The organism is Allomesorhizobium camelthorni, from assembly GCF_011045125.1.
Classification (GTDB): Bacteria; Pseudomonadota; Alphaproteobacteria; order Rhizobiales; family Rhizobiaceae; genus Allomesorhizobium; species Allomesorhizobium camelthorni.
In genome coordinates this window covers 1-4,739 of the sequence record NZ_JAAKZF010000179.1, presented here as the reverse complement: position 1 = coordinate 4,739, position 4,739 = coordinate 1, and the positions used below count along the sequence as shown (strand labels likewise).

Genomic DNA, 4,739 nt, shown 5'->3' with positions numbered 1-4,739 from the left:
TGTTCGAGCCCTTTGCGACACCGCTCGCGAAGGTCTGGAACGGGTCGATAGTGTTGAAGAAGTCGGCGATGAAGCCGTGGATCCACTCGCAGCGAAGCGTCTTGATAGAGGTCGACGCGACCTCCTCGCCCTAAGTGGCTCGGATAGGTGTCCCGAGGGTGCAGATCTTGGCCAATTTCCTGAGGTTCTGGGCGATGGCTGCAAGGTGGAATTCATCGCGGGCACCACAGGGGCCGCGCAATCGCAATCGATCGAGCTTCAGGATGCGCTTGAGGTGCGCGAACAGCATCTCCACCTTCTTCCGCTGATAGCGTGACGTCTGGTAGGCGTCGGTCTTGGCGATGTCGCGGGCCATGTCGCGCGCGCCCTCATAGATCGAGCGCAGCACCTTGCGCGCCGGCTCCTTCGGGCAACAGCGGGGCTTCAGGGCACAGGCGTCGCAATCCAGCTTGCTGGCGCGATAGCGCATCATGCCATTCTCGTCGACGAGAGGGTGTGGCACCCGATAGATCTTCTGGCGCTGCCTGAGCGTCTTTCCGCCAGGACAAATATAGGCATCGGCCTTATGGTCGTAGGTGAAGTCGTCGCGCGAGAAGGTGCCATCCTTGCGCCTAGAGTTGTCGAAGACCGGGATATGCGGCTCGATCCCACGCTCGTGCACCAGCCAGTTCAGCATTTCGGCCGAGCCGTAGCCGGTATCGGCAATCAGCCGCTCCGGCCAGAGGCCGAGCTCGTCGCGCCCGCTCGATCATGGTCTTGGCGGCCGTCACCTCGGCCTGGCGCACCGCGGTCGAGGGCTCCACATCGACGATGATGGCGTGCTCCACGTCGATCAGATAGTTCGTGCAATAGGCATAGACGGCCGGGCCGCCCCAGGAGGCAGTCCAGCGCGCGGCGGGATCGACAGGCGAGATGAACTTGGGCTCCACCGGTGTGGCGGCCCCGAAGGCGGCATCATCCAAGGTGGCGAGGTATTCGGCCACGGCCCGCTTGGCCTCAGGCTTGAGCTCCTCAGCTGTTTCAATCCCGCGCTGACGCTGCGCGTCGGCGACGATCATGCTGGCGTCGACCGCAAAGCGTTCGCCGCCGACGAGGCCTTCTGCCATGCAGCGTCGGACGACAGTCTCGAACAATTCGCGCAGCAGATCGGCATCGCGGAAGCGTCCGTGGCGGGTCTTGGAGAAGGTTGAGTGGTCCGGCACATCACCCTCGAGGCCAAGCCGGCAGAACCACCGATAGGCCAGATTTAGATGTACCTCCTCGCACAGCCGGCGCTCCGAGCGGATGCCGAAGCAATAGCCGACGATCAGCATGCGGATCAGCAGTTCCGGATCGATCGAGGGGCGGCCGATCGGACTGTAGAACGGGGCCAGATGCTGGCGGATGGCGGACAGGTCGACGAAGCGGGCGATCGCTCTGAGCAGGTGATCCGACGGCACATGCCGCTCCAGGCTGAAGCCGTAGAACAACTCCTCCTGCACCACACTTTGCTCGCCCATCATCGACTCAATCTCCTCTTACAACGAAGATTGAATCAGTGCCTCAGGACTGCTGCAACCCGGAGTTTTTCAACACTATCGGTCAACTCGTACCGTAGCGAACTTGAACAACGAACGACTTGAACGGGTTGGGCCAGTAAGCCTACCTGTTCTTTGATGCCGACGCTGAGCGGTTTCGCCAATTGCAATCTGTGGAAGCGGTGCATCGATCCGTGTTTCTTCTCCCTGGAATCCGGCCGAACTCTGTCGAGTTGCCCCCTCCATCCGATAAAAGGCTAACTACATTCGACAAAGGTGAAGGGCGGGTGAGTTTGTCACCGATCCGCCTCACGCAGCATGTTATCTGTAGGTCGGGGGTACCGCAGCGTGTCCAGGCGCAAACGCGAGGAAAGATAGGATGCCTATCCTAAGCAATGGCAGTGAACTCACCGTTTGGAGCGAACCCGACAATCCCAATCCGAGCCCTGACGCGGTCCTTTTCAGCATTTCGGAAACCGATGGCGACGTGATCGGACCGATAGGGGCAAAGCCGGATTTCCCGTTCGGTGGGATCGATCTAGCTTCCGTCGACGTCTTCGACGGCTTCTTCACCATCACCAGCTTCACCCACGAGGGCAGGACCGAGACCTGGACGACGGTGGAGACCCAGGTCTTCGACAACGAAGGCAATTTCATTCGTACCGTGTCCGACCAGGCGGCCTTCCTGTCGGCCCAGATTGTCTCTGTCAACGCAGACAGCCCCGACGACATCACGGTGACATGGATCGGAGCGAACGAATATTTCGGCGGCGAAAACACGCAATACGGCCAGCATCAGATCATCCTCGAAGGGGGCGCGCTTCAGCCCGACACCTTCGTGAATCACGCGCCCATCGTTGCCGACCTGGATTTTTCGCTTTCGCCGGGGCAATCTCTCGACGACGTCAAGTTCAGCGCGGCGGATGCCGACTACGACCTCTTGAGCTTTATCGTCGTAGACGGGCCGGACAACGGCACTCTTGCGCTGGAGACGAGGTTCGACGGTAACCATTACCCGTTTCACCAAGGTCAATATGGCACCAGCCTGCACTATCATGCAGACTTTCTGAGCGGAAACTTGTTCGACTACACGCCCGAAGCCGAGTTTGTCGGGACCGACAGCTTTACGGTTTACGCTACGGACGGCCAGGGCAACAGCAACGTGGCGACGATCACCATCACTGTCACTCCACCGGCCGAATCCATTGCGCTGACCGACGCCAAAGACACAGTGAGGTACGGAAGCTTCGATCATGCCGTGCTCGTTGCTGCGCTGGGCGGCAACGACCGGATCAGCGGCACCCCGTTTGACGATACGCTCGACGGCGGTGCCGGCCGCGACCAGCTGTTCGGCGACGCGGGTGCCGACACCATCGTCGGAGGCGCGGGCGCAGACCGCATACGCGGTGACACGGATGACGACATCCTCAATGGCGGTGCCGGACGCGATCGTTTGGCCGGCGGTGCGGGCAGCGATGTCTTCGTGTTCGACGCACTTGGGCCAGCGAACCACGACAGCATCGAAGACTTCAATTCACTCGACGATGTGTTCCGGCTGGACAGCACCGCATTCGTCGGGCTAGCGGCCGGCCCGCTGTCCGCTGCAGCTTTCGTGGTCGCCCGGCACTCCATGGATGACAGCGATCACATCATCTACGACGCGGAGACTGGCGACCTGAGGTTCGATGTCGACGGGGCTGGCGGAGCGGCGGCTGTCAAGTTCGCAGCCGTTGACCTGGGCACATTGTTGACCTCGGACGACTTCTTCGTGCTCTAGGTGCGGTTCGCGGAGCCAGTCGGTTGCGGGGACCGGTCCGCGCCCCAGCTTCGATTGGATTGGCTTCGTCATTCTCTCGGGACGCATGACCAGACACGATTAGGCGTTCCGACTCCACAAGGTCGAGCGGAGAACGGCCTGCATGTGCTCTTTGAGGTCTAGCTCGCCCCGCGCCTCGACTTTCAGAAGATATTTGGCCTTGACCCGCCGATCGGCTTCGCTGACAGCGGGAAAGGAGCAGACAGCCATCAGCGCTTCTTCTTCCGCCCGGGCAGCCTTGCTACAGTCGCGTCCGCTACTGCACGTTTCGTGGATGGCCCTACCGAACGACGCATATGTTGCCTTATGCGCTTTGATCAATGCCCGCAGCTCGCAAGACGGTATCTGGTTCCGGGCCTGCGGCTCCCTGGCGCTGGCAGTTCCAGTAACCGTCAAAGCGATGGCGGCGGTTGCGGAATTGAGGATCAAGGTCCGGCGGCTGAGCTTGGACATGCTTAGCTCCTGGCGTTGTGCTTGGTGTGGGACCGCGCCCACCTGCACGGCCACCATAGCATCGCCGTAAGCCCGATCCTGTCAGGATGGTTCAGTCCGCGCATAAACGGGAAGTCGAAATCGTGCCGAAGGTCCCTGGCACGCCGTCCGCAGGACGGGACGGTCCTACCCCTCTCCGATGCCGTTTCGAAGTTCGGCCTCCATTGCCCGAGATCTGCAGGAATGCTGGCATCCCGGCAGCCCGAAAATTGGGTGGCCTGGATACGCGCCGTTGTGGCACCTGCGGAGGCGGCGGAGTGATCTTAAGCAGCCGTCGATTCGTCCCCGGCCGGTTGTTCGATCGCAGCCGGCATTTCCGGAGCCAGAATGCCGCTCGCCCTGGCGAACGCTTCAAACGCCTGCCGCGCCGTCTCGTCATCACATTCGCAGGCCAAGGCAGCGCGGCATGCATCTATAGCGGCCTCGTGCACGGGACCGCGCCCTCCGGAAGACCAATCATTCAGCAACTCAAAGGCTTCCCTGGCGCTTCCAACAGCGTGGGGGAATCCGAGTCCAACGAAGATCGAGACTGGCCGAGCGAATTGTCTGCTGTGCATGATAATCTCCAGAGCGAGCTCAAGATGGCGACAAGGAATATGCATGGGACGCTCGGCAACGTGCGAGTCGGCCCTTTGTTGCAGTACCATCATGCAAATGTTGGATTATGTGTGTCGGCCGTGCGTTCAGCGCGGAATATATGCATCAATCAGGATGCCAGCCTCCGAGCGTCCGACCGACCGGCCGTGCCGCAACACGCGTCTGCCCCTGAAAACCTTCAATCGAGGCAGAATTGCCGCGGGCGATTCACGACGTGAGGATCAGCGCGTGCAGTCGAGCTGTCCGAGATCGAAGGGCGATGGTCGTGAGTCCAGCAGTTTTCGGACGCTCAGCGCGTCATGGCGGAAGGTCCGCAT

3 protein-coding genes and 1 pseudogene are annotated in these 4,739 nt (G+C 61.1%); 1 reads left to right on the top strand and 3 read right to left on the bottom strand.

All coding sequences use genetic code 11. The annotated features are described in order from the left end of the window. Positions 1-130: 130 nt before the first annotated feature. A pseudogene (locus G6N73_RS34725) lies at positions 131-1,502 on the bottom strand (IS1182 family transposase). 502 nt (positions 1,503-2,004) lie between these two features. Between G6N73_RS34725 and G6N73_RS34720 the strand changes: the two are divergent. Continuing rightward, the gene (locus G6N73_RS34720) at positions 2,005-3,294 is read left to right on the top strand and encodes a calcium-binding protein (RefSeq protein WP_343044845.1); all 1,290 of its coding nucleotides are present in this window, start codon (positions 2,005-2,007) and stop codon (positions 3,292-3,294) included. A gap of 99 nt (positions 3,295-3,393) precedes the next feature. On the opposite strand, the gene G6N73_RS34715 is transcribed toward G6N73_RS34720, so the two are convergent. Next, positions 3,394-3,786 (bottom strand): hypothetical protein, encoded by a 393-nt coding sequence (locus G6N73_RS34715; RefSeq protein ID WP_165034399.1) that lies wholly within the window; start codon positions 3,784-3,786, stop codon positions 3,394-3,396. 302 nt (positions 3,787-4,088) lie between these two features. After that, positions 4,089-4,382: a DUF982 domain-containing protein gene (locus G6N73_RS34710; RefSeq protein ID WP_165034401.1), complete on the bottom strand. Its 294-nt coding sequence runs from the start codon at positions 4,380-4,382 to the stop codon at positions 4,089-4,091. Between the last annotated feature and the right edge of the window lie 357 nt (positions 4,383-4,739).

What these genes read in the sequence shown, in the direction of transcription:
- G6N73_RS34715 (WP_165034399.1), bottom strand. Translation starts at nt 3,786, where the DNA reads ATGTCCAAGCTCAGCCGCCGGACCTTGATCCTCAATTCCGCAACCGCC.
- G6N73_RS34710 (WP_165034401.1), bottom strand. Translation starts at nt 4,382, where the DNA reads ATGCACAGCAGACAATTCGCTCGGCCAGTCTCGATCTTCGTTGGACTC.